The 21,316-nt window shown below is 73.7% G+C and carries 21 protein-coding genes; 12 read left to right on the top strand and 9 right to left on the bottom strand.

The window, feature by feature from the left end:
- Nucleotide 1: 1 nt before the first annotated feature.
- Both ACGH7X_RS02845 and ACGH7X_RS02840 read right to left on the bottom strand, forming a co-directional pair.
- A complete protein-coding gene (locus ACGH7X_RS02845) occupies nucleotides 2–646 on the bottom strand; it encodes a response regulator (protein ID WP_399881233.1) in 645 nt (214 codons plus the stop codon).
- A complete protein-coding gene (locus ACGH7X_RS02840; protein ID WP_399881231.1) occupies nucleotides 643–1,851 on the bottom strand; it encodes a sensor histidine kinase in 1,209 nt (402 codons plus the stop codon). Before ACGH7X_RS02840 ends, ACGH7X_RS02845 begins: the two co-directional genes overlap by 4 nt.
- Before the next feature lie 200 nt (nucleotides 1,852–2,051).
- Between ACGH7X_RS02840 and ACGH7X_RS02835 the strand changes: the two genes are divergently transcribed.
- Together ACGH7X_RS02835 and ACGH7X_RS02830 are read left to right on the top strand one after the other, a co-directional pair.
- On the top strand, nucleotides 2,052–3,140 hold the full coding sequence (locus tag ACGH7X_RS02835; protein WP_399881229.1) for an ABC transporter permease: 1,089 nt from the start codon (nucleotides 2,052–2,054) through the stop codon (nucleotides 3,138–3,140).
- Nucleotides 3,137–3,823, top strand: a complete 687-nt coding sequence (locus ACGH7X_RS02830) for an ABC transporter ATP-binding protein (protein WP_399881227.1) — start codon at nucleotides 3,137–3,139, stop codon at nucleotides 3,821–3,823. The genes ACGH7X_RS02835 and ACGH7X_RS02830 overlap by 4 nt, the downstream gene beginning before the upstream one ends.
- A gap of 8 nt (nucleotides 3,824–3,831) precedes the next feature.
- On the opposite strand, the gene ACGH7X_RS02825 is transcribed toward ACGH7X_RS02830, so the two are convergent.
- Nucleotides 3,832–4,281, bottom strand: a complete 450-nt coding sequence (locus ACGH7X_RS02825; protein ID WP_399881225.1) for a hypothetical protein — start codon at nucleotides 4,279–4,281, stop codon at nucleotides 3,832–3,834.
- 160 nt (nucleotides 4,282–4,441) lie between these two features.
- On the opposite strand from ACGH7X_RS02825, the gene nsrR reads away from it, so the two are divergent.
- Both nsrR and ACGH7X_RS02815 read left to right on the top strand, forming a co-directional pair.
- The gene (gene nsrR, locus ACGH7X_RS02820) at nucleotides 4,442–4,891 is read left to right on the top strand and encodes a nitric oxide-sensing transcriptional repressor NsrR (protein WP_399881223.1); all 450 of its coding nucleotides are present in this window, start codon (nucleotides 4,442–4,444) and stop codon (nucleotides 4,889–4,891) included.
- 72 nt (nucleotides 4,892–4,963) lie between these two features.
- Entirely contained in the window at nucleotides 4,964–6,160 is a 1,197-nt protein-coding gene (locus ACGH7X_RS02815; RefSeq protein ID WP_399881221.1) for a globin domain-containing protein, read from the top strand.
- A 61-nt stretch (nucleotides 6,161–6,221) separates the two neighbouring features.
- Here ACGH7X_RS02815 and ACGH7X_RS02810 read toward each other — a convergent pair whose 3' ends face one another.
- Nucleotides 6,222–6,572, bottom strand: coding sequence for a hypothetical protein (locus tag ACGH7X_RS02810; protein WP_399881219.1), 351 nt, complete (start codon nucleotides 6,570–6,572; stop codon nucleotides 6,222–6,224).
- A 184-nt stretch (nucleotides 6,573–6,756) separates the two neighbouring features.
- Between ACGH7X_RS02810 and ACGH7X_RS02805 the strand changes: the two genes are divergently transcribed.
- Nucleotides 6,757–7,446 (top strand): adenosylcobinamide amidohydrolase, encoded by a 690-nt coding sequence (locus tag ACGH7X_RS02805; protein ID WP_399881217.1) that lies wholly within the window; start codon nucleotides 6,757–6,759, stop codon nucleotides 7,444–7,446.
- Between the two features lie 73 nt (nucleotides 7,447–7,519).
- On the opposite strand, the gene snpA is transcribed toward ACGH7X_RS02805, so the two are convergent.
- Nucleotides 7,520–8,206, bottom strand: coding sequence for a snapalysin (snpA, locus tag ACGH7X_RS02800; RefSeq protein WP_399881215.1), 687 nt, complete (start codon nucleotides 8,204–8,206; stop codon nucleotides 7,520–7,522).
- 216 nt (nucleotides 8,207–8,422) lie between these two features.
- Here snpA and ACGH7X_RS02795 point away from each other — a divergent pair, with 216 nt between their 5' ends.
- Entirely contained in the window at nucleotides 8,423–9,409 is a 987-nt protein-coding gene (locus ACGH7X_RS02795) for a LysR substrate-binding domain-containing protein (RefSeq protein WP_399881213.1), read from the top strand.
- An 85-nt stretch (nucleotides 9,410–9,494) separates the two neighbouring features.
- Entirely contained in the window at nucleotides 9,495–10,262 is a 768-nt protein-coding gene (locus ACGH7X_RS02790) for a PepSY domain-containing protein (protein ID WP_399881211.1), read from the top strand.
- 87 nt (nucleotides 10,263–10,349) lie between these two features.
- Here the strand turns inward: ACGH7X_RS02790 and ACGH7X_RS02785 are convergent, their stop codons facing one another.
- From ACGH7X_RS02785 to mdlC, 3 genes are all read right to left on the bottom strand, one after another.
- Complete coding sequence (locus ACGH7X_RS02785; RefSeq protein ID WP_399881209.1) at nucleotides 10,350–11,603, bottom strand: MFS transporter; 1,254 nt, start codon at nucleotides 11,601–11,603, stop codon at nucleotides 10,350–10,352.
- 97 nt (nucleotides 11,604–11,700) lie between these two features.
- Entirely contained in the window at nucleotides 11,701–13,155 is a 1,455-nt protein-coding gene (locus ACGH7X_RS02780; protein ID WP_399881207.1) for a benzaldehyde dehydrogenase, read from the bottom strand.
- Nucleotides 13,156–13,228: 73 nt separating this feature from the next.
- Nucleotides 13,229–14,809 carry a benzoylformate decarboxylase gene (gene mdlC, locus ACGH7X_RS02775; protein WP_399881205.1) on the bottom strand — a complete coding sequence of 527 codons (1,581 nt, stop codon included), beginning with the start codon at nucleotides 14,807–14,809 and terminating at the stop codon, nucleotides 13,229–13,231.
- A gap of 95 nt (nucleotides 14,810–14,904) precedes the next feature.
- Here mdlC and ACGH7X_RS02770 point away from each other — a divergent pair, with 95 nt between their 5' ends.
- The 4 genes from ACGH7X_RS02770 to pgm all read left to right on the top strand — a co-directional run bounded on the left by ACGH7X_RS02770 (nucleotide 14,905) and on the right by pgm (nucleotide 19,074).
- Nucleotides 14,905–15,840, top strand: coding sequence for a LysR substrate-binding domain-containing protein (locus tag ACGH7X_RS02770; protein ID WP_399881203.1), 936 nt, complete (start codon nucleotides 14,905–14,907; stop codon nucleotides 15,838–15,840).
- A 46-nt stretch (nucleotides 15,841–15,886) separates the two neighbouring features.
- A complete protein-coding gene (locus ACGH7X_RS02765) occupies nucleotides 15,887–16,627 on the top strand; it encodes a Type 1 glutamine amidotransferase-like domain-containing protein (protein WP_399881201.1) in 741 nt (246 codons plus the stop codon).
- A gap of 241 nt (nucleotides 16,628–16,868) precedes the next feature.
- A complete protein-coding gene (locus tag ACGH7X_RS02760) occupies nucleotides 16,869–17,297 on the top strand; it encodes a hypothetical protein (RefSeq protein ID WP_399881199.1) in 429 nt (142 codons plus the stop codon).
- 136 nt (nucleotides 17,298–17,433) lie between these two features.
- Nucleotides 17,434–19,074, top strand: a complete 1,641-nt coding sequence (gene pgm / locus ACGH7X_RS02755) for a phosphoglucomutase (alpha-D-glucose-1,6-bisphosphate-dependent) (protein ID WP_399881197.1) — start codon at nucleotides 17,434–17,436, stop codon at nucleotides 19,072–19,074.
- A 53-nt stretch (nucleotides 19,075–19,127) separates the two neighbouring features.
- Here the strand turns inward: pgm and ACGH7X_RS02750 are convergent, their stop codons facing one another.
- Complete coding sequence (locus ACGH7X_RS02750) at nucleotides 19,128–20,324, bottom strand: cytochrome P450 (RefSeq protein WP_399881195.1); 1,197 nt, start codon at nucleotides 20,322–20,324, stop codon at nucleotides 19,128–19,130.
- 202 nt (nucleotides 20,325–20,526) lie between these two features.
- On the opposite strand from ACGH7X_RS02750, the gene ACGH7X_RS02745 reads away from it, so the two are divergent.
- Nucleotides 20,527–21,264 carry an SAM-dependent methyltransferase gene (locus ACGH7X_RS02745; protein ID WP_399881193.1) on the top strand — a complete coding sequence of 246 codons (738 nt, stop codon included), beginning with the start codon at nucleotides 20,527–20,529 and terminating at the stop codon, nucleotides 21,262–21,264.
- Nucleotides 21,265–21,316 lie beyond the last annotated feature (52 nt).

Genomic DNA, 21,316 nt, shown 5'->3' with positions numbered 1-21,316 from the left:
TTCAGCGGCGGATGAGACCGAGAGCGGCGGCGGCGGCGACCGCGGCGGTGCGGGAGTCGACGTCCAGCTTGGCGTAGACGCGGGCCAGGTGGGACTTGACCGTGCCCTCGGTCAGATGGAGCCGCTCGCCGATGTGCTGGTTGGACAGGCCCTCGGCGACCAGGGCGAGCACCTCGGTCTCGCGGCGGGTCAGCGAGGTGTGCGGCTCCCGCAGACGCGTCATCAGCCGGTCCGCGACCGTCGGCGCCAGGGCGGTCCGGCCCGCCGCGGCGGTGCGCACGGCGGCGGCGAGGTCCTCCGGCGGGGCGTCCTTGAGCAGGTAGCCGGTGGCACCGGCCTCGATGGCGGGCAGGGTGTCGGCGTCGGTGTCGTACGTCGTGACGATCAGGACGCGCGGTGCCCCGGGCCGGCCGGTGATCGCGGCCGTGGCCTGGGCGCCGGTCATGCCCCCGCCGAACCGCAGGTCCATCAGGACGACGTCGATGTCGCCGCGCCCCGCCCGCTCGACGGCCTCCTCGGCGGTCGCGGCCTCGGCGGCCACGGTGATGCCCTCCTCGGTCTCCAGCACCGCGCGCAGCCCGGCGCGGACCACGGGATGGTCGTCGGCGAGCAGCAGTCGGATCGGCTTCGGCGCGGTCTCGGTCACGGCTTGGCCTCGGGGTCGTCGTCGGTGGCGGGCGGCAGGGGGAGCCGCGCGGCGAGTGCGGTGCCGTGTCCGGGGGCGGTCTCGACGGCGAGCGTGCCGTCCAGGGCGTGCACGCGAGCCCGCATCGCGGCCAGTCCGAAGCCCGCGCCCTCCGGGCCGGGCGAGGACACGGCACCGGGGTCGAAACCCGCCCCGTCGTCGGTGACACCGAGGACGACGGCGTCGTCCTCGTAACTCAGGGCCACCTCGGCGTGGTCGGCGTGGGCGTGCCCGACCGTGTTGGCCAGCGCGGACTGGGCGACGCGCAGCAGGGCGACCTCGTGCGCGGTGGGCAGGGGGCGGGGCAGGCCGGCGAGGCGGAAGCGGACGTCGATCCCGTGCCGGTCGCCGGTGGTGGCGCACAGCCGGTCCAGCGCGTCGGCGAGGGTGGTGTCGTCCAGGGCCGGTGGGGAGAGGGCGGCGACGAACCGGCGGGCCTCGGCGAGGTTGTCCATCGCGGTCTGCCGGGCCTGACCCACATAGGTGGTCGCCGGTCCCGGCCGCTCGGGCAGGGCCCGCTCGGCGGCCCGCAGCAGCAACTGGATGCTGGACAGCCCCTGGGCGAGGGTGTCGTGGATCTCCCGGGCGAGGCGTTGGCGCTCCTCCAGCACCCCGGCGGTCCGCTGGGCGTCGGCCAGGTCGGCCCGGGTGACGGTCAGCTCCTCGATGAGCCGGCGGCGCTGTTCGCTCTCCCGGTACAGCGCCTGGTAGCCCCACACCACCGCCACCGCGACGGCCGCCCCGAGCGTGGGACCGATCACGGTGGCCGCCGTGAACGTGCCCTGGTGGGCGGAGAACGCGGCGACCGCGGCGACCGTCGTGCCGATCACCGCGATGAGCCCGGCACGGCGGGACAGCAGATGCAGCTGGACGAAGTACAGCGGGAACGCCAGCCACACCCCCTCGGCGGACAGGGCGAGCAGTACGAGCCACACCGCACCGACCGCACCCAGCCACAGCGCGGCGGCGCGGCGCGAGGCGCGGACGGCGGGGAGCGCGGGGCCCACGGCGTACACCACACCCACCGCCGCGGCCACGGCGGACACCGCGGGTGCGTGCGGCCGGCCGTCCGTCACCGCCCGCACCGCTGCCAGGGCGAGCAGGCCGGCCACGAGCAGGTGCAGGCTCCAGGTCAGGGCCCGGGTGGTGGGAGTCAGAACGTTCACGGTCGTCCCAGCCTACGGACCGGGCCGGGGCCGGGCATCTGTCGAAAGGTGCAAGCCGGGCCGCATCCTTCGGCCCGCGAAGTGCCCGCCCAGGAGCGATGCCGGCGGGCTCCGGGGCGGCGAGGGTGGAGCACACGGCAATCGCCGCGACCACCGGTGCCGTGGCACCTCCCACCGTTGTCGAAAGGCCGGGCGAAGACGTGTTTGTCGCCTTGAGAGATCTGACGTTCGCCAAGGGGCGGTTCGCCCTGATGGGCGTCGTCGTCGTACTGATCACCCTGCTGGTCGGGCTGGTGTCCGGGCTGACCGCCGGCCTGGCCAGGGAGAACGTCTCCGCCGTCACGTCCCTGCCCGCCGGCCGGATCGCCTTCGCCGCGCCGAGCGGCGGCCAGGACGTGTCGTACGCGAACTCCACCGTGACCGAGGCGCAGTGGCGCCGGTGGGCGAAGGCGCCCGGCGTCCTCGGTGCCGAGCCGCTGGGCATCACCACCACCCGGGCGGGCGCCGGTGACCGCAGCGCCGGGGTGTCCGTCTTCGGCGTCCGGCCCGGCTCGCCCCTCGCACCGGACGGCGACCGGATCGACGACCACGCGGTGACGCTGCCGCACTCCGTGGCGGGCGAACTCGGCGTCGGAGTGGGCGACACCGTCACCCTGGCCGGCCGGGAGCTGACCGTCGCCACCACCGGCCGCGACGTCTCCTTCAGCCACACGCCCGTGGTGTGGACGAGCCTGCGCACCTGGCAGGCCGTCGCCCCGCCCACCGCCGGTGCCGGCGGGCCCCTCGCGACGGTGATCGCCCTGGACACCGCCTCCGGCGCCGACATCGCGGCGACGGACCGGGCGGCGGGCACCGAGACCGTGACGAAGGACGAGTCGCTCTCCGCGATCGGCTCCTACACCTCCGAGAACGGCTCGCTGCAACTCATGCGCGGCTTCCTGTTCGCCATCTCCGCCCTGGTCGTCGGGGCCTTCTTCACCGTGTGGACGATCCAGCGCGGCGGCGACATCGCCGTGCTGAAGGCCCTGGGCGCCACCACCGCCTCGCTGCTGCGCGACGCGCTCGGCCAGGCCGTCGTGCTGCTGGTCGGCGGCACCCTCGCCGGCACCGCCGCCGCCGTCGCGATCGGCGCCGCGGTCTCCGGCTCGGCCGTCCCCTTCGTCCTCACCCCCGCCACCGTCCTCGTCCCGGCCGCCGTCATGGTGCTCCTCGGCGGGCTCGGGGCGGGCCTCGCCGTCCGCCGCATCACCTCCGTGGACCCGCTGACCGCCCTGGGGAGCGCCCGATGAGCCTGAGCCTGACCGACATCACCCTCACCTACCCCGACGGCGACGGCCGCCTGACCGCCCTCGACGGCGTCACCCTGGACGTCCCGAGGGGCGGCCTGACCGCCGTCATCGGCCCCTCCGGCTCGGGCAAGTCCAGCCTGCTGGCCGTGGCCGCCACGCTGATCACGCCCGACTCCGGGACCGTCACCGTCGACGGCACCGACACCACCGGGATGAGCCGCGGGGAGCTGGCCGGTCTGCGCCGGCACCGGATCGGGATCGTCTTCCAGCAGCCCAACCTGCTGCCGTCGCTCACCGCGGCCGAGCAGCTCCAGGTGATGGCCCACCTCGACGGGCGCAGGCCGCGCGCCGCGCGGGGCCGGGCCCTGGAACTCCTCGACGCGGTGGGCCTGGCGGACCGGGCCGAGCGACGGCCCCACCAGCTCTCCGGGGGCCAGCGGCAGCGGATCAACATCGCCCGTGCCCTGATGAACGACCCCGGTGTGCTGCTCGTCGACGAACCCACCAGCGCCCTCGACCACGAGCGGGGCGCCGCCGTGATCGACCTGATCACCCGCCTCACCCGGGAGCGGGGCACCGCCACGGTGCTGGTCACCCACGACCACGCCCATCTGGCCGCGGCCGACCGGGTCGCCGAGGTGTTCGACGGGCGCCTGGGCCTTCCCTCACCCACCGGGAGCTGACCGCGTGTTCAGCGGCGGTCGCCGGTGTCCTCGACGGACGGCCGCAGCCGGTCGGCGGCTTGCGGCGGCTGGATGCGCATACCGGGGCGGCGCCGGTGCACGGTCAGATACGTCACCCCGTCGGGCCCGGCGAGGACGGCCCGCGTCGAGCCGTGCGGCAGCCAGGTCAGGACGCCCGCGCGCAGCGGGCGTTCGCCGTCGGTGCACAGGAGGGACGCCTCGCCGTCGAGGACGAGCAGCAGGACGTCGAGGTCCGGCTCGGTGTGCGTGTCCACCCGTCCCCCGGCGGGGAGGCGGACGACGTTGGCGTCGAGCTGCCGTCCGGGTTCCGCCAGTTTCCACAGGGCGCCGGCCGGCGTGTCGCCGCCGCGGGACGCGAGTTCGGCGGTGTCGCACAGGACCCGGGGGAGGGGAGGGCCCGCCGCCGTGCCGGGGACGCCGCTGTCTTCCGCTGCCATCAGGTGCCGCCGTTCCGTGTGCCCGACCGTGTCCAACCGTGCCTGTGTGCCGCCCTGTTGAGCGGCCGCCCCGGGTGCGGCCGGTCGAGTGACGCACTCCACAGGACCGGTACCCGGGGTAAAGGCGAATCTAGCATGCGTATTTGATAGCGTCCTGGCTGTGCGGCTGACGAAGTTCACCGACCTGGCGCTGCGTTCCATGATGCGTCTGGCGGTCGTGAGAGACGGTGACGAACCACTGGCCACCCGAGAGGTGGCCGAGGTCGTCGGCGTGCCGTACACGCATGCGGCGAAGGCCATCACCCGCCTCCAGCACCTCGGCGTGGTGGAGGCGCGGCGCGGCCGCGGCGGCGGGCTGACGCTGACCGGCCTGGGGCGGTCCGCCTCGGTGGGCTGGCTGGTGCGCGAACTCGAGGGGGACGCCGAGGTGGTCGACTGCGAGGGCGGCGACAGCCCCTGCCCGCTGCGCGGGGCCTGCCGCCTGCGCGGTGCGCTGCGCGGCGCCCAGGAGGCGTTCTACGCGGCGCTCGACCCCCTGACCGTGACCGACCTGGTGGCCTCACCGACCGGCCCGGTTCTGATCGGCCTGACGGACCGCCCCTCGGGATGACGAGTGGCCCGCCGACGGGCCGTCGAGCTGTGACCTAAAACACGAATATCATCTACCAATTAAGGAGTCGCTGTGCTCTCCGAACAGTCCGTTCCCGTGGTCCGAGCCACTCTTCCCGCCGTCGGAGCGGCCATCGGTGACATCGCCGACCTGTTCTACCGGAAGATGTTCGACGCCCACCCCGAGCTGCTGCGGAACCTGTTCAACCGGGGGAACCAGGCCAACGGCGAGCAGCAGCGGGCCCTGGCCGGCTCCGTCGCCGCGTTCGCCGGCATGCTGCTGGAACACCCCGACGAGCGTGCCGACGTGATGCTCTCCCGGATCTCGCACAAGCACGCCTCGCTGGGCATCACCTCCGACCAGTACACGATCGTCCACCGGCACCTCATGGCCGCCATCGTCGACGTGCTCGGCGACGCCGTCACCCCCGAGGTCGCCCGGGCCTGGGACGAGGTCTACTGGCTGATGGCCAACGCGCTCATCGCCATCGAGGCCCGGCTCTACGCGGGCACGGGCGTCGCGGACGGAGACGTCTGGCGCCCCATGGAGATCACCGACCGGGTCGAGGAGAGCGCCGACACCGTCTCCCTCGTACTGCGGCCGACCGGTGACCGCGCCGCGGCACCCTTCCGTGCGGGCCAGTACGTCAGCGTCCAGGTCGAACTGCCCGACGGCGCCCGGCAGATCCGCCAGTACAGCCTGTCCGCCGCACCCGGCCGCCCCGACTGGCGCATCACCGTCAAGCGGGTCCGTGGCGACGGACAGCCGGACGGCGAGGTCTCCTCCTGGCTGCACGCGAACGCCCGCAAGGGTGACGTGCTCACCGTGTCCGCGCCGTTCGGCGACCTGGGCCTGGCGGAGGACCGCGGCCCGCTGCTGCTGGCCTCCGCGGGCATCGGGGTCACCCCCATGCTGGCCATGCTCGACCACCTGGCCGCCGCCGGCGCCGACCGCGCGGTGACCGTCGTCCACGCCGACCGAACCCCCGAGCACCACGCCCACCGGCAGGAGCAGCTCGACCTGATACGCGCGCTGCCCGACGCCCGGCTCCACCTGTGGTACGAGGAGCCGGGAGACCAGGCTTCGCAGGCGTCGACCGGCCGTGCCGACCTCACCGGCCTCGAACTGCCCGAGGACCTCACGGTCTACCTGTGCGGCCCGGTGCCCTTCATGCGTGCCGTCCGTGGCGACCTGCTGCGCCGCGGGGTGCCCGCCGAGGCCATCCACTACGAGGTCTTCGGCCCCGACCTCTGGCTCGCACAGCAGTAGTGCCCGGCGGCCGCGGCCCCGGACGACGGGCGCCCGGCCGCCGCACAATTGCGTACGGGCGTTAGGCCGCCGCGGTGAACGCGGTGCTGATGGCGGTGTCGACGCGGGCGTGCACGACCAGACGCGGACCCGAGGTGTCGGCGTTGTTCTCCAGCAGCCGCCGCACCGGCGCGCTGTGGGTCACGACGGACATCAGGACGCCGAGCCGGCAGCACCACTGGTGGGCCCGGAGCACGGCACTGACCGTGGCGGGGCCGGTGGCCCGGTCGGTGAGGACGATGACGACGGGGGTCGGCTGATGGGCGTCGACCAGGTTGGTGATGTGCGTGGTCAGCGTGGCCCGCCCGTCGATTCCCGGGTCCTGGTCCACCGTGATGACCAGGACCCCATGCTCCAGGGTGTGGGACAGCATCGCGGCCTCCGATCCGTCGCCTGGTGGCGAAGTTGTGTTCAGTGAAGGTGCCCTGCCCCGCGCCCGCAATGCGCCCGCGACCGGACGGGGCGGGCCGCCGCCGGAACACCGGCACTGAGTACGATCGTCCGGTCCGTCCCGACCCAGTCGGACCTCCGTAGATCACCGCTGGGAGCCCCGCACCGTGCCCGCCCTCCTGCCCCCGCCCCGCACCGGGGCCCACCTGCCGGCCCCGGAGCGCCTGACCCGGGTGGAGGACGGCGAACGGCTCCACGCCCTGCTGTGGCGCCCGGGGCCGGGCTGGCGGATGGTCAGCAGCGCCGTCCTGGGCGGCGGGCTCGGCGAGCGCGCCTGGGTGCTCAACGCCCAGGTCGCCCACGGCTACCGGCGCACCGACCCCGCACGGCACCTGGCCGGCCTGGCCCGTACGTACGGCGCCCACGGGCCCGGCGTGGGCCTGATGACGGCCGCCGACGTGTCCGCGTTCGCCCGGGCACGGGACGGCGGGGCGGAGGCCGTGGCGACCGTCGGCATCTCGGTCCGCGGCTGGGCGGCCTCGCCCGAGGAGGGCGCCACCGGGGCCGCCCCGCCCGGGACCATCAACATCGTCGCCGCGCTGCCGGTCGCGCTGAGCGACGCCGCGCTGGTCAACGCGGTGATGACGGCGACCGAGGCCAAGGTCCAGGCGCTGCTGGACGCCGGTCTCGACTGCTCCGGCACCCCCACCGACGCCGTGTGCGTCGCCGCCCGCGCCCCGGGCGACGGCGCGGACACGCATTCCTTCGCGGGCCCCCGCTCGGAGTGGGGCGCCCGGCTGGCCCGGGCCGTCCACCGGGCCGTACGCGCCGCGCTCCCCGCCGTCGCGCACCCCTGAGCGCCGCCGCCCGAGGCACACGTGCGCGTGGGCGGCCCGGCCGGGCCGCCCACGCGGGTGTCCGCCTCCGCGGTCAGCGCTGGGAGGTCTTCTCCAGCGCCTTGTCGAGGGCGGCCTTGAAGCCGTTGGCCCACAGCTGGTTCACCCGGCCGCGCTCGGCGGAGTTCGGGTACGGGTTGGTGCAGGACGGGCCGGGACCGCCGCCCGACATCAACTCGCTGCACGGTCCCGAGTAGTGGTCGGGCAGACCGAGCACGTGCCCGGTCTCGTGGGCGGTCACGCGGGTCGAGTCGTACTGCTGGTTCTGCGCGTAGTCGAGGAAGATGTACCCGCTGCCGTGCCCGTTCGTGGAGGCGTACGAGCCGCGCGAGTCGTTGCCCTCGTAGTAGGCGAAGTCCGCGCCGGAACTCGACTCCGCGAGCCGCACGTTGGACACCGAGCTGTTCCAGATCTGGGCGGAGCTGGATATCTGCGAGCGGAAGCTCGGCGCGTTGGTGGCGCTGTAGTAGACGGTGACGGCCGCCGCCGACGTCGGGTTGGCGGCGCGCTTCTCGGCGACCGACTTGATGACCGCCTCGAAGAACGCCCGGTTGGCGGCGGCGTCCTCGCCCGAGCCGGCCGAGGGCTCGTAGCCCACGTGGGCGCCCTGGGCCTGGGCCGGGGCCTGGGGCGCGGCGGCCGTCGCGGCGGGACCGGTGAGCACGGCCGCCGTCAGTCCGAGACCGACCGCGGTGGACAGCAGGGGCAGGCTGATGCGCATCGATGACTCCTTGTGTGGGGGAGTGGGGAGAAGTCGTCACCGGTGAGTGTGGAGCGCCCAAGAGCCCGCTGTGATGATGGCAACAGGTGATAGGTCCGGGCTATCCCCCGCCGTCCGGCCGCCCGGGTGCGGCTTCGACCGGAGTGCAGAACTCGCCCTGATCCGCCGCGTTTTGTTCACCTGGCGCAACCAACTGTTCCGCCTTACGCTCCCTGCATGGAGCTCGAGGTGAGGCACCTACGCGCGCTGTGCGCCATCGCCGACGCCGGCAGCCTGCACCGGGCGGCACGTCAACTGGGCGTCGCCCAGCCTACGTTGAGCACCCAGTTGGTCCGCATCGAACAGGCCCTGGGCGGCCCCCTGTTCATCCGCGAACGCACCGGCTGCCGCCCCACCCCGCTCGGCCGGACGGTGCTCGGCCGGGCCCGTCCGCTGCTGGCCGACATGAGCACCCTGGTCCGCGAGGCCCGTGCCGCCTCGGCCGGCGGCGACAGCAGACTGCGTATCGGCTCCACGGCCAGCCGGGCCCTGGCCGGCTGGCTGCGCCGGCTCAGACGGCCGGGCCTGGAACCGACGCCGCAGATGGACGTCTCCGCCAACGCGCTGCTGCGCCGGGTCGCCGACGGGCAGCTCGACGTCGCCTTCGTGCACGAGGTCGAGGGCTGCCCCCTGCACGTCCCCGAGGGCCTGCGGCTGCGGGTCCTCGTCGAGCGCGAACCCCAGTTCGTCATGCTGCCCGCCGACCACCCCGCGGCCGTCCGGCCCGTCGTGCGGCTCGCCGACCTGGCCGAGGACCGGTGGATGGTCGACCCCACCGTCGACGGCGAATGGGACGGCGTGCACCGCATGCTGCGCGCCGTCGGCCTCAACCCGCGGGTGCTGCACGGCGATTACCACACCGCCGCGTCCCTCGTCGCCACCGGCGAGGTCGTCACCGTCTGCCAGCCCAGCTCCCAGTCCCGCCCCGACCTGGCGGTACGGCGCCTGTACGGCGACCCCCTGGGCGTACGCCTGCTGCTGGCCGCCCGCACCCACGCCGAGCTGGACGCGGTCTTCCCGGCGCTGGAGGACGCGTACTGGGAGGTCGCCCGCCAGTCCACCGCGTACCGCGAGTGGCTGGAAGGGGCCGGGATCCGGCCGCTGCCCCGACGCCCGGTGAGCGCCACGGGCACCGGCCGGGTGGAGTTCGTACGGGCTCGCTGAGCGGTCCGAAGCAGCCCCCGGCCAATGGAGTGATTTTCATACCGGGCCGGTGTGTCTGCGTGACGGATCGGTTACGGACAGCATCATGAGCTCTGCACGACGACTTCCCCCGCTGCGTTCACTGGCCGTGATGGGCGCCCTGGGCGCCTCCGTTCTGCTGGTGACCGCCTGTACGAACGCCGATACCACACGTTCCAGCGTCGCGGAGGCGGCCCAGACCGAGTCCCCCTCCGCGTCCGCCACCGATTCGCCGTCCGCGTCCCCCTCCGGCTCTCCGTCGGCCTCGATGAACGAGGACCAGACCGAGCGCAAGGACCTCGTCACGGCCACGAAGGTCACCTGGGACAAGGCCGCCGACACCGCCGTCAAGGAGGTCCCCGAGGGCAAGCTCGTGGACCTCGAACTCAAGCGCACGGAGGCCGCCGCCTCCGCTTCGCCGTCCGGCTCGGCGACCGGCTCGGCAAGCCCCAGCATGCCGAACCCGGCGCCCAGTGAGGGCGCCCCCGAGTGGGAGGCCAAGGTCGCCCAGTCCGACGGCACCCTGCACCGTATCGACATCGACGCGGTGAGCGGCAAGGTCTTCCGCACCCAGGTCGACCCGGACCAGGACCCCGACGACAAGACCCAGGTGTCCGAGTGGCTGGACAAGGCCAAGCAGACGCCGGAGCAGGCGGTCAAGGCGGCCACCGCCAAGGCCAAGGGCACCGTCACCCACGTCGAACTCGGCGACAACGACGACCAGCAGGTCGTCTGGGGCGTCGACGTGGTCGACAAGGGCAACTGGAACAAGACCACCGTCGACGTCGACGCGGCCAACGGCAAGGTGCTGGGCCAGAACGTCGACAACGACTGAGTCACCGGACCCCGGACACCGACGGGAGCAGCGGGCCGCCGAGCCCACTGCTCCCGTTCTTCGTGTCCGTCGGAGGCGGTCAGGGTGTCACCCGGCGGGCGCGGCCGCCTCCTGCGTCTCGCTCCCGGCACCGCGCGGCAGCGTCAGTACGGCCAGGAAGCCGCAGACCGCCACCGCGGCGAAGAAGTAGAAGCCCCACGGGTGACCGATCCCCGAGGCGACCAGGGCGCCGGTGATCGACGGGCCGACGATCGAGCCGATGCGGCCGATCCCGGACGCCGAGCCCAGCGCGGTGCTCCGCACGGACGCCGGGTAGAAGTTCGTCACGTAGGCGTACACGAGCACCATGGCCGAGAAGACGAACACGCCGGTGAAGAAGACGACGACGTTGAGCAGCAGGTCGCTCTCCATCTTGATGCTCAGGCACGCCAGCATCGCCACCGAGACCGCGAACCAGACCATCGTGGTGCCCTTGATGCCCCGGCGGTCGGCGACCCACCCGCCCAGGACCAGACCGACGACGCCGCCGATGTTGAGCACGAGGAGCTGGGTGACCGCCGTCGGCACGGGGTAGCCGGCGTCGTTCATCAGCTTCGGCAGCCAGGTGTTGAGGCCGTAGACCAGCAGCAGACCCATGAAGGACGCGACCCAGATGCCGATGCCCGCACGCAGGTACGCCGGCTTGAGCAGCTCGGTGAACGGCACCCGCCGCGCCCCGTCCCGCCTGGCCCGCTCGAAGGCCTCCGACTCCGGCAGCTTGAACCACTGGACGACGGCGATCACGATGCCGACGACGCCGAGCAGGTAGAAGAGGATCTCCCAGTGGTCGGTCACCTGCAGCGCCAGCAGCGAGGTGATCACCGCACCGGTGTGGTAGCCGGTCATCGTCAGCGTGCTGGCCCGCGCCCGGCGGCCGGCGGGCATGTGCTCGGCCATCATCGTGAGCGAGACCGGCATGCAGGCGCCCAGGCCCAGACCGGCGAGCAGCCGGAGCGCGGCGAACATCGCCACGGAGTTCGCCAGCGGCACCACGACGGTGAGCAGTGAGAAGAGCACGACGGAGCCGATGAGCAGGCGGCGGCGGCCCAGCCGGTCGGCCAGCGGACCGACGCACACCGCGCCGATGGCGACGCCCACGAGCGAGAGCGTCGCGATGGTGGTCGCGTCGCTCGTGGTCATGCCGAGATGGTGGGTCTTGAGCAGGGTGGGGATGATGGCGCCGAGGACGACGAGGTCGTAGCCCTCGAGCAGGACGGTGATCCAGCACAGGATCACCGTCCACGTGCTGCTGCCGGCGCGGCCGGTCTGAGCGGGCGCGTCGGACGTGGTGGTGGAAGCCATGATGACTCTCCCCCCGGGGACGGGTGTGAGTGAGCGGAGCCGGAACGGCCGGGGCGGCCGGGGAGCCGGAAGGATCGGTGCGCGGGACCGGAGGGGGTCAGAACGGGTAGTCGGCGATGTCCGGGCGGACCGTGAGCCACTGGGTCTCGGTGAAGGCCTCGACGTTGGCCGCCGCGCCCCCGAAGCGGGAACCGGTGCCCGAGGCCTTGACCCCGCCGAAGGGGGCGTTGGGTTCGTCGCTCACGGTCTGCTCGTTGATGTGCACCTTGCCGGAGTCGATCCGGTCGGCGAGCTTCATCGCCGCCCCGACGTCCCCGAGGATGCCGACGGACAGCCCGTACTCGCAGTCGTTGACGATCCGTGCGGCCTCCTCGGGTGTGGAGAAGGCGATGACCGGGGCGACGGGGCCGAATATCTCCTCGCGCCAGGCCGGCATGTCCGTCGTCAGGCCGGTCAGGACGGTGGCGCGGTAACCGGCGCCGGCGATCTCGCCGCCCGCGGCGATCTTCGCGCCCGCCGCGACGCTGTCGGTGACGATGCCGTGCACCCGCTCCAGCTGCCGGCGGTCGATGATCGGACCGAGCGCCACGTCCTCGCGGGCCGGGTCGCCCACCGGCAGCGACTCGGCCTTCGCGGCGAGCGCGGCGGTGTACTCCTCCACCAGCGACTCGTGCACGATGTGCCGGCCGGTCGTCATGCAGATCTGTCCCTGGTGCAGGTACGAGCCGAACGCGCCCGCCGAGGCCGCCTTCGCCACGTCCGCGCCGGGCAGCACGACCAGCGCGTTGTTGCCGCCCAGCTCCAGGTGCGCCCGCTTCAGCAGCCGCCCGGCCTGCTCGCCGATCGCCCGCCCGACCGGCGTGGAACCGGTGAACGAGATCACCCTGACCTCGGGCGCCTCGACGACCGCCCGGCCGACCGACCCGTCGCCCGGCAGCAGGTGCAGGACACCGGCCGGGAGCCCGGCCTCCTCGAAGATCCGGGCGATGACGACGCCGCCGCTCACCGCGGTGCGCGGGTCCGGCTTGAGCAGCACCGCGTTGCCGAGCGCCAGCGCCGGGGCCACGGAACGCAGGCCGAGGATGAGCGGGAAGTTGAAGGGCGCGATCACGCTGACGACACCGGCCGGGCGGCGCCTGGCCAGCGACCAGCGGGCCTCCTCGGAGGTGAGCACCTCGCCCTGGGGGTGCGTCGGCAGGCCGGCGCACTCGAAGCACTCGCCGATCGCCAGGCCCGCCTCGAAGCCCGCCTTGGACCGCACCGAGCCGGCCTCGCGCACCAGCCAGTCCTCGATCTCGGCGGCGTGCTCGGTGAACAGCTCACCCGCGCGCCGCAGCACGGCGGCGCGCTGCTGCGGCGAGGTCGCCGCCCACGCGCGCTGGGCCTCGGCGGCCCGGGCGGCGGCACGGTTCACGTCCTCGGCCCTGGCCAGGCCCACCGAGCCGAGCCGGTCGCCGGTGGCGGGCTCGGTCACGGGCTGCTCGGTGGGGGAGTCCTGCCAGCCGTCGCTGTGGAACTTCCCGCCCCAGACGGCGCTGTCCAGGAATGTCATCGTCTTCCCTCTCGTCGGGATCTTCGGTTGCCGAGCGCGGCGGCGGCTCCGGGCGCCCGGTTGGTCGGTCGGGTCAGGAGGGCGTGGTGAGCGCCGTGTCCACCTGGATCAGCCGGGGGTGGTCGGGGCGTTCGGCGAGCGCGGCGCGCAGCTCCGCGGCCCCGCCGACGTGCTGGGCCCGGACGCCGTACCCCTCCGCGATGCGGGTGAAGTCAAGGCCCGGGATGTCGAGGCCGGGCGCGTCCGGCACGCCGAGCAGGCCGCCGAACCAGCGCAGCGCCCCGTACGTGCCGTTGCGCAGCAGCACCACGGTCAGCGGGACCCGGTGCTGCGCGGCCGTCCACAGGGCGGTGATGCCGTAGTTGGCCGAGCCGTCCCCGATCACGCCGACGACCGGGCGGTCGGGCTGCGCCATAGCGACCCCCACCGCGCCGGGCAGGCCGAAACCGAGTCCGCCGGCCGCCGGGAAGTAGTAGGAGCCCTGGCGGCGCAGGTCCATCTGGCGCCACCACGCCGCGTTGGTCGACGTCGACTCGACGACGTACGCGGTGTCCTCCGGCAGTTCGTCACGCAGCGCGGCGAAGACCTGCTCGGGGTGGAGCCCCGGTCCCTCGGCGGCGAGCGGCGCGGGCGCGGGCCGGTACGCGCCCGTGGGCGCCCCCGGCGCGTCGAGCGACTCGAGGAGTACGTCGAGGACGGCACCCGGATCGGCGACCAGCGCCTCGCCCATCGGCGCCCGCGCGGCGGCGGAGGCGTCCTCGGTCACCTGGATCAGCCGGGTGCCCTCGGGCAGGTACCGGCCGGGAAGGTGCTCGTGGTAGCGGAAGACCGGCGCGCCCAGCACGAGCACCAGGTCGTGGCCCTCGAAGGCCTCGGAGATCGGCGCGATCCCGGCGGGCAGCACACCCCGGAACAGCGGATGCCGGTTGGGGAACGGCAGCCGGAACAGCGAGGGCGCCGCCCACACCGGGCCGCCCAGCCGTTCGGCCAGCCGCACGGCGTCGTCGAAGCGGCCGGCCGAGTCGATGTCGCCGCCCAGCACGAGCGCGGGGCGCCGGGCCGAGGCGACCTGCTCCACGAGCCACCGGCGCTGCTCGTCACCGGGCGCCGACGCCCGCAGCACCCGCCGGTCGAGCACCGCCGAGGCGTTGTCGCCGGCCTCGGCCGACCAGTCGTCGTACGGCACGGACAGGTACGTCGGCCGGCGCTGGAGCCGCGCCTCGAAGACCGCCTGGGCCAGTGCGCGCGGCACGTCCTCGGCGCACGCCGGCTCCGCCGCCCAGCCGACCAGCGGCTTCATCAGGGCCGGGGCGTCGACGCTCGCCAGGTTGGCCTCCGGACCGATGGCGGACCTGACCTGCTGGCCGGCCACCACCACGAGCGGGGTCCGGGAGGCCACGGCATTGGTCAGCGCGCCCATCGCGTTGCCCGAACCGGAGGCGGCGTGCAGGTTGACCAGCACCGGCCGGCCGGTCGCCTGGGCGTACCCGTCGGCCATGCCGACCACGGCGCCCTCGTGCAGACCGAGGACGTAGCGGAAGCCGTCGGGCAGCCCGGCGAGGAAGGGCAGCTCGTTGGAGCCCGGATTGCCGAAGACGGTGGTGAGCCCCTGACGCTCCAGGAGGGCGTGGGAGACACGGCGCACGGATGGCACGGACGGTTCCTTTCGCAGTGATGCGGGACACGCTAGGCACCCCGTGACATGGGCACCAATAGATGTTTCGGCCTCCCGATATAGAGTCCGTCGATATGGGCACCTTCGATCTCAACCTGGCCCGCGTCTTCGTCCTGCTCTACGAGACCGGCAGCGTCACGGCCACCGCCGAGACGCTCCACGTCACGCAGCCCACCGTCAGCTACAGCCTGGGCAAGCTCCGGCGGCACTTCGACGACGAGCTGTTCCGCCGCAACGGGCGCGGGCTGACGCCCACGGCCGGCGCCCGGCGGCTGTACGAGCCGCTCCAGCGCGCGCTGGCGGAGATCGACGGGACGGTCCGGCAGGGCGACGCCTTCGACGCCGCGACCATGTCGGGCCGCTTCACCATCGCCCTCTCCGACCTCGGCGAGGCGACCCTGCTGCCGAGGCTCCTCGCCGCGGCGCGCGAGCGTGCGCCGGGGGTGTCCTTCACCGTCCGCCCGTTCGACGTGGAGGAGGCCGAGAGCCAGCTGCGCCGCGGCGACCTCGACGCGTTCGTGGCCACCCCGGTGATCACCTCGCACCTGACCGTGCGGATCCCGCTCTTCCGGGAGCGCTACGTCCTCATGGTCGCCGCGGACCACCCGCGCGTACGGGGCGACGCGGTCACCCTGCCGGACCTCGCGGCCGAGCACCACGCGACGGTGTTCGGACCGAGCGGGCACGTTGCACCCCGGGCCGTGCTGGCCGCGCACGGGCTCCTGGAACGGGTGGCCGTGGACGCCACCCGCTTCTCGATGCTGCCCTACCTGCTGGAACAGACCGACCTGATCGCCATCGTCCCCGAGTACGTCGGAGAGGTCTTCACCGCCTCCCACCGACTGCGCCTGGTGCGGCTGCCGTTTGAGACCGAACCGATCGAGATCGCCCTGTACGCACGGCACGAGTCCTCGCGCAGTCCGGCGCAGCGCTGGCTGGTGCAGTTCATGGCGGAGGTGCTGGGGGAGCAGGTGAGCCCGGCCCAGCTGCCGCCGACCGCCGCTCAGTGACATCCGGTCACCGAGCCGCCGACGAGGCGTCGTTAAAATCACCCGCATGACGGCACCGGAACCGACCATCCTCGCCACCTCCGGCGGACACCGGGCGGGCGGCCGGACCATGGTGGCCTTCGACGCCCTGGTCCATCACGCCGTGGACCTCTCGGGCGCGCACGCTCGCCGTCCCCGCATCCTGTACGTGGGCACCGCCACAGGGGACGCCGAGCACTTCACCGCCCGTATGACGGAGGCGGCCCGCGTCGCCGGGTTCGACCTGACACCGCTGCACCTGTTCCCCATGCCCAACGTCGAGGACGTGGAGGAGACCGTCCTCGCCCAGGACGTCGTCTGGGTCATGGGCGGCTCGGTGGCCAACCTGCTGGCGGTGTGGCGCGTGCACGGCCTGGACCGGATCATGCGCACGGCCTGGGAGGCGGGCGTCGTGCTCAGCGGCGTGAGCGCGGGATCCCTCTGCTGGTTCCGGGGCGGCGCGACCGACTCCTTCGGCCCCGAACTGCGTCCGATCACCGACGCCCTGGGCTTCCTGCCGTACGGCAACGGCGTGCACTACGACGTCGACCCGGGCCGCCGCCCCCTGATCCACCGCCTCGTCGCCGACGGCACCCTCCCCACGGCCCACTGCACCGACGACGGCGTCGGCCTCGTCTACCGCGGCACCGAACTGATCGAGGCGGTCACGGAAATCCCGGGCAAGGGCGCCTACGTGGTCGTGCGCGAGGGCGACACGGCGGTGGAGGAGCGCGTCGAGCCACGCGAGCTGCCAGGCCTGCGACGCTGACGGCGCGACGCGGTCACGCGGGTCAGTACGCGGGAGCCTCGTCCACGTCCTCGCCGATGACCGACTTGGCTGCCGGCGGCACCGCGGTGATCTGTGCGATCACCCCTGCAGCAGACAGGACCGCACACCGCGGAGACCGTACTCACGCTCCGTCGCGTCAAGGCCCTGACGGCCCAATCCCGTTGAGCGCCCCGAGGGGCCGTTCGTGTTTGCCACCGCGGTGAGGGGCAAGGCGGTGTCCATGAGCGATCCGAACAAGGACACGAACAAGAAGCCCACCAGCACCCGGACCGCCGAGTCCAAGGCCCGCGGCGCCGCCGAGAAGGCGACGGCACCGGCCTCGCGGGCGAGCCGGGCCGCCGCCGACAAGGCCGGTGACGCCGCGTCGGCGGCCAAGGCCGGCGCCCAGCGTTCGGCCGAGGCCGCGAACGGCGCCGTACAGACGGCCGCCAAGGGCGTCGCGGCGGGCCGTCAGGCGGTCGTCAACACCTCCGGCCAGGTCGCGGCCACGGCGAAGACGGCGTGGACGGTCATCGCCCACCGCAAGCTCGTCGCCGCGGGCGTGGGCGCGGGCCTCACCGCCGTGAGTGCCGCGTCGTACGCGGTGGGACGCCGCGCGGGACGCCACACGCACGGTCCCCTCACCCGTCTCACCGGCGGCCGGATCTGACATCCGGCCGGCCGGTCGGCCCGCGCGACCGGCGCCCACGGCACCGCCACCTCGGCCGGAACGCGCGGTACCACTGCCCGGACAGGGGAAGATGGGACCGCGAGCGAAGTCCCGACCGACGCGGAGGAGTGGGCGCATGCAGCACGACCGAGCCGGGCAGCCGGCCGGCCCCGAGGACCTGATCGACACAGCCCGGCTGGTGACGGCGTACTACGCCCTGCACCCGGACCCGGCCGAGCCCGCACAGCGCGTGGCCTTCGGTACGTCCGGACACCGCGGTTCGTCACTCGCGGCGGCGTTCAACGAGGACCACATCGCCGCCACCAGCCAGGCCATCTGCGAGTACCGCTCCCGGCAGGGCACCGACGGCCCGCTCTTCCTGGGCGCCGACACCCACGCCCTGTCCGAGCCCGCGAGGGTGACCGCGCTGGAGGTGTTCGCCGCCAACGACGTGACCGTCCTCATCGACACCGCGGACGGCTACACCCCCACCCCGGCCGTCTCGCACGCCATCCTCGCCCACAACCGCGGCCGCACCTCGGGCCTCGCCGACGGCGTGGTCGTCACCCCCTCGCACAACCCGCCCGCCGACGGCGGCTTCAAGTACAACCCGCCGAACGGCGGCCCCGCCGGCTCCGACGCCACCTCCTGGATCCAGGACCGGGCCAACGAGATCATCGCGGCCGGACTCAAGGACGTACGGCGCGTCCCCTACGCACAGGCGCTCGCCGCACCCGGAACCGGGCGGTACGACTTCCTCGACACCTACGTCCGCGACCTGCCGAGCGTCCTGGACCTCGACGCGATCCGTTCGGCCGGCGTACGCATCGGTGCCGACCCGCTGGGCGGCGCCTCCGTCGCGTACTGGGGCCGGATCGCCGAACGGCACCGCCTCGACCTGACGGTCGTCAACCCGCTCACCGACCCGACCTGGCGGTTCATGACGCTGGACTGGGACGGCAAGATCCGCATGGACTGCTCCTCGCCGCACGCGATGGCCTCCCTCATCGCGCAGCGCGACCGCTTCACCATCGCCACGGGCAACGACGCCGACGCCGACCGCCACGGCATCGTCACCCCCGACGGCGGTCTGATGAACCCCAACCACTACCTCGCCACCGCCATCGCCTACCTGTACGCCCACCGCACCGAGTGGCCGGCCGGCGCGGGCGTGGGCAAGACGCTGGTGTCCTCGGGCATGATCGACCGGGTCGCCGCCGATCTCGGCCGCCGACTGGTCGAAGTACCCGTGGGCTTCAAGTGGTTCGTCGACGGACTGGTCGACGGCTCCCTCGGCTTCGGCGGGGAGGAGTCCGCCGGGGCGTCCTTCCTGCGCCGGGACGGATCGGTGTGGACCACGGACAAGGACGGCATCATCCTCGCCCTGCTCGCCTCCGAGATCACCGCCGTCACCGGCAGGACGCCCTCCGAGCACTACGCCGCGCTCACCGACCGCTTCGGCACCCCCGCCTACGCCCGCGTCGACGCCCCCGCCACCCGCGAGGAGAAGGCCCGCCTGGCCAAGCTGTCCCCGGCCCAGGTCACCGCCGGCACCCTCGCCGGAGAGCCGGTCACCGCCGTCCTCACCGAGGCACCCGGCAACGGTGCCCCGATCGGCGGCATCAAGGTGACCACCGAGAACGCCTGGTTCGCGGCGCGGCCCTCCGGCACCGAGGACGTCTACAAGATCTACGGGGAGTCCTTCCTCGGCGAGGCCCACCTCCGGCAGGTGCAGGACGAGGCCAAGCTCGTCGTCCTGGGCGCCCTGGGCGGCTGACGCCGCACCACTGACGCCGCACGGCTCACGCCGTACCAGCGCCCCCGGGCCGGTCAGCCACGGCCGGTCCGGGGGACTGCCACGGTCAGCCCACGGATCTCGTAGCCGCCGATCGCCTCCTGGAAGGCGACGCGCGGCCGCCCGCTCATCCGGACTCCGTCGAGGGCGAACAGGCGGCTGAGGAAGACGTCGGTCTCCAGCAGGGCGATGTGCGCCCCGGGGCACCGGTGCGGCCCGTCGCCGAAGGAGAGTCCCGCACCGACCCCCTCGGCGCGGTCCGGACGGACCAGCAGCGGGTCGTCGCCCACGGCCTTCGGGTCGGTGTTGGCGTCGTCCAGATGGACCTCGACGTACTCGCCCGGGCACACCGTCACCGGCCCCTCGGGGCAGGGCAGTTCCACGGGTTCCGTGGCCCGTCTGCGCAACCGTCCGATGACGGGTTCCAGCCGCAGCAGCTCCTGGAGGACGGCGAGGCGCTCGGTCTCCTCGGCCGACCGGTAGCGGCCGAGCAGCTCGGCGTCCGAGAACAGGTGCCAGGCGGCCAGGCCGATGAACTCGCGTGTGGTGACCATGCCGGCCGCGGCGAACGTCAGGCACTCACCGAGGATCTCGGTGTCCGAGCAGCCCTCCGCGATCAGGTGGGAGATCAGGTCGTCGTGCGCACGGCGGCGGTGCGCGCGGATGGCGGGGCGGACGTCGGCCAGGTGGATGCGGAGCCAGTTGGTGTTCTGCCGCACGAACCAGTACAGACCCCGGACACTGGTCAGCCCGGGCTCGCCGAACTCCTCCGGGAAGAACCGCTCCAGCCTGCGACGGATCCCGGGCCTGCCGTACCGCAGCCCGACGACCTCGCCGACCACGCCGATCGCCAGACTGAAGGCGAGGTCGGAGAGCTGGGCCTCGCCGGCCGAGCGCAGCGACGCCAACTGCTCCTCCGCGATGCGGACCATCAGCTCCCGGTAGTGCTCGTCCACCCGGCGCGGAGTGAAGAAGCGGGCGGTCTGCCTGCGGTGTTCCCGGTGTTCGGGACCGTCCCGGTAGAGCACGGGCCGGCGCACCCGCGGCGGGAGCTTCTCCACCGTCTCGATGCCGAGACCCGCCTGCACGGTGCCGGGGCCGCGCAGCAGCGCCCGCGCGACCGCGAAATCGTGCACCTGCCAGGTCCCGTCCGCCGCGCGGTCGACCGGGCACGTCGGCCGGGCCCGTCCCCGGTCGGCCTTGCGCGCGGAGACCTGTCCGTCCTGCACCACGTGGCCACCCCCAAGTCCGGCCGCGCGGCCCCGGTGACCGCCCGGCTCGACGACGTGGTCACAGGATGGGGCACACGACGAACGCCGACCAGCCCCGGAATCCGCCGAGTCGGGCGGGCGGGGAGGCGCGCCCGCGACCTCTGTGCCGCGGGCGGCCCGGAAACCGGGTGCGCCGTCCGGCCCTTCGTGCCAGGCTCCGCCGGTGGACCGTCAACAGATCTCCCGACTCGCCCATGCCGATCACCCGATCGCGGCCCCGCTCGACGACGACTCGGTACGCCGCCTCCTGGCCCGCGGCATCCCGGGCGGCGGCGCCCGCGTCCTCGACCTGGGCTGCGGCGGAGGGGAGTGGCTCCTGCGCGCCCTCGCCGAGCATCCGCGCCTGGCGGCCGAGGGCGTCGACCTCTCCGCGGGCGCGCTCGACCGCGCCCGCGAGGCGGCGGCCCGGCTCGGGGTCGGGGACCGCCTGACCCTGCACCGTCAGGACGCCGCGGGCTTCACCGCCCCGCACCGCTTCGACCTGGTCCTCTGCGTCGGATCCACGCACGCCTTCGGCGGCCTGTCCGCCACCCTCGCCGCCGCACGCGCACATCTGGCGCCCGGGGGCCGCGTCCTGGTCGGCGACGGCTTCTGGGACGGCGAACCGACCGCCGAGGCCGTCGAGATGCTCGGTGACCTCGACGACCTGCCGACCACCCTGGAGCGGGTCGTGGCCGGCGGCTGGACGCCTGTGGGCGGACACCTCAGCACCCGCCAGGAGCTCGACGACTACGAGTGGTCCTGGACCGGGACGCTGGCCGCATGGGCCCTGGACCACCCCACCGACCCGGACCGCGCGCAGGCACTCGAGACGGCCACCGCCCACCGCGACGGATGGCTGCGTGTCTACCGGGACGTACTGGGCTTCCTCTGCCTGGTCCTGCGTCCGACGGACACCTGACGCCGCTGCCGCCGGGAGGTCGCGGACGGGCCGGTGATGTTTCCCGGATTCG

This window comes from Streptomyces sp. BBFR51 (assembly GCF_044591655.1).
In the GTDB taxonomy this organism is placed as follows: Bacteria; Actinomycetota; Actinomycetes; order Streptomycetales; family Streptomycetaceae; genus Streptomyces.
This window is presented reverse-complemented; position numbering and strand designations above follow the sequence as displayed.

Bases quoted from the DNA above. Each gene is read 5' to 3' on its own strand.
- ACGH7X_RS02830 (WP_399881227.1), top strand. From the start codon at position 3,137: ATGAGCCTGAGCCTGACCGACATCACCCTCACCTACCCCGACGGCGAC.
- ACGH7X_RS02825 (WP_399881225.1), bottom strand. From the start codon at position 4,281: ATGGCAGCGGAAGACAGCGGCGTCCCCGGCACGGCGGCGGGCCCTCCC.
- ACGH7X_RS02810 (WP_399881219.1), bottom strand. From the start codon at position 6,572: ATGCTGTCCCACACCCTGGAGCATGGGGTCCTGGTCATCACGGTGGAC.
- snpA (WP_399881215.1), bottom strand. From the start codon at position 8,206: ATGCGCATCAGCCTGCCCCTGCTGTCCACCGCGGTCGGTCTCGGACTG.
- ACGH7X_RS02795 (WP_399881213.1), top strand. From the start codon at position 8,423: ATGGAGCTCGAGGTGAGGCACCTACGCGCGCTGTGCGCCATCGCCGAC.
- ACGH7X_RS02790 (WP_399881211.1), top strand. From the start codon at position 9,495: ATGAGCTCTGCACGACGACTTCCCCCGCTGCGTTCACTGGCCGTGATG.
- ACGH7X_RS02785 (WP_399881209.1), bottom strand. From the start codon at position 11,603: ATGGCTTCCACCACCACGTCCGACGCGCCCGCTCAGACCGGCCGCGCC.
- ACGH7X_RS02780 (WP_399881207.1), bottom strand. From the start codon at position 13,155: ATGACATTCCTGGACAGCGCCGTCTGGGGCGGGAAGTTCCACAGCGAC.
- ACGH7X_RS02770 (WP_399881203.1), top strand. From the start codon at position 14,905: ATGGGCACCTTCGATCTCAACCTGGCCCGCGTCTTCGTCCTGCTCTAC.
- ACGH7X_RS02765 (WP_399881201.1), top strand. From the start codon at position 15,887: ATGACGGCACCGGAACCGACCATCCTCGCCACCTCCGGCGGACACCGG.
- ACGH7X_RS02760 (WP_399881199.1), top strand. From the start codon at position 16,869: ATGAGCGATCCGAACAAGGACACGAACAAGAAGCCCACCAGCACCCGG.
- pgm (WP_399881197.1), top strand. From the start codon at position 17,434: ATGCAGCACGACCGAGCCGGGCAGCCGGCCGGCCCCGAGGACCTGATC.